Genomic DNA, 2,451 nt, shown 5'->3' on the forward strand with positions numbered 1-2,451 from the left:
GTTTAGGAATTCTTGATTTTTTTGTTACTTTTTGCATCAAGGCAAAAAGTAAGGACGAGAATAAATCCAAATAACTTTTTATTCTAAGAAAAGCTTGGAATAGCTCATGTTTATTAGGCACAAAATCTTAGTGTCTATAATTAACATATCCTAATTGTTCATCTTCATCTTCAAATTCTAGCTCAGCATCTTTTTCCCAAATCTCCATTTCACAAGGCTTGCAGTTAAATTTCAATTTGTATTCATTTTCGCCATGTTTAAGCGTAAGCGGTTCTACCAACTTTTCGCCCATGGTCTCTCTTTGAAATCTGGCACATTTTCCTAACTCGTATTTTACACAATACTTAGTCGTCATTACACGCGCCTTTCCAGGGTCCCATTGCAATTCAAAGGCTTTTTCAATTTCCGTAACGCCGTGTCTTTTATAAAATGCTCTTGCCAAACGGTTTGAAACATTATACATAAAGTCAAGCTTCTGAACTGGGTAAGGGTGATCTGTTTTAGTAATCTGGAATTCTTCTCTATGGTATTCTTTTACACGAATATCAACCAATTGTTCTAATACCTCTCTTCTAATTTCATTCACTTTAGAAATCGGTAAAAACCAATTGTTTGAAAACTCAACTTCGATTTCGTCTACTATAAAAGGTGTATTCCCAGTTTTAGCAAGGTTCTTTTTAATATTAGGAATTACTGACTCCTGACTCTTTGCTAATTCTTTGGTAGTTTCCAAGGTTAAGCTACACTGGTGACCATCTTCATCAACTGCCAACAATTGGAATCCATCAGCCGTTTCAGTAAAACGTAATGAAACACCAATTTTGCGAACAGCGCTGTTTTCTTTTTCAACCATTTTGTTGAATTCAGCATCTGAATTTCTATAAATGACTGTTCCTACTGGCAGTGGTTTAAAAGTATTAGGTACTACTACATTTCCAACAATAATGTTGATTTGTGCGCCGTCGGCTTCACCTTGCTCGTTGATAAAATATAGTCCATCACCATTGTTTAGCTTCTCATAATTTTCAATTACATATCCATTTGCCTTTATTTCAAGCAATTTGCCAATCAATTGACCTTGTGATTTTGGACTTTCCCAGTTACCGATTTTCTCTTTGCGTTTGTTTACAAAATAGTCGGTATAACCCCTGTTAAAACTTCTATCCATTTCTGGCTCGAAATTATAGAATGTTCTACCCGACGAAGCTTTTTGATATTTATCAGTATTTTGTTCTAGAAATGCATCTAATTTCTTGCGTAAAAAAGAGGTATTGTTTTTAACATAAACAATATCTTTCAAACGTCCTTCTATTTTAAATGACGTAACACCAGCATCAATTAAATTAGGTAATTGGTCGCTTAGGTCTAAGTCTTTAATTGACAATAAATGGCTATTAGCAATTAATGTTTTGCCAGTCCCATCAATTAATTGATAAGGAAGACGACAGTTTTGAGCACACGAACCTCTGTTAGCACTCCGTTCGCCACCCGCGATACTCATATAACAATTACCACTGAATGACACACAAAGAGCACCAGAAACAAAGAATTCCAATTCAATATTAGTAGCTTCGCTGATTTCACGAACCTGATCTAAATTCAACTCTCTTGCCAACACAGCCCGTTTCATCCCTGCATCTTTCAAGAATTTAACATGTTTAGCATCTCTGTTATTGGCTTGTGTACTCGCATGGATTACGATAGGAGGTAAGTCCATTTCCATAATAGCCATATCTTGCACAATCAGGGCATCAACACCAATATCGTATAATTGATAAATTAGCTTTTTGCACAAGTCCAATTCATTATCATATAAAATGGTATTGATAACGACAAACACTTGAGCTTTAAAAAGATGGGCATATTTAACCATTTCGGCGATATCCTCTAACGAATTGGTAGCATTAGTACGAGCCCCAAACTGTGGAGCTCCTATATATACAGCATCTGCACCAGCATTAATAGCGGCCATACCTTGAACCAAATTTTTGGCGGGTGCGAGAATTTCTATTTTCTTTTTCATCTAAATATAATTACGATGATTTATTTTCTTCGGACTACAAAATTAGTCAATACTTAATAAAGTATAAGGCTTATTGTTAATAATTAGTATATAATTAGAGTAATAAGGTAAATATTCAAGACTACTTTATGTGATATCGCTCTTAATTTGATACTGGTAGAAGCAAACTTTATTCTTAATAGGTTTTTATAAAATTGAATTAAATATTTCTGTATTATGAATAGCACATCTAAAATGGGACAAGAATCTCTTTTGATTTAATAATCTAAAAAAATCTTGGTGACACCAAAAAGATTTGGCTAAAAAAGAGCTAGACAAGGTTGATAATGGATTAAGTTAAGAGTTAAGCAAGTTGTTGATATGTAGTAGTTTAATTAATAATATAGTGTTAGTTATATTACTTTGGAGGTTTTTATATAGTTTTAATT

The 2,451-nt window shown here is 33.6% G+C and carries 1 protein-coding gene; it reads right to left on the bottom strand.

Translation table 11 applies throughout. The features are described from left to right. Positions 1 to 127: 127 nt before the first annotated feature. Positions 128 to 2,023, bottom strand: coding sequence for a peptidase U32 family protein (locus AC07XN_RS24075; RefSeq protein ID WP_494744894.1), 1,896 nt, complete (start codon positions 2,021 to 2,023; stop codon positions 128 to 130). Positions 2,024 to 2,451 lie beyond the last annotated feature (428 nt).

Source organism: Arcicella sp. GW458-12-2-14-TSB2 (assembly GCF_059423785.1).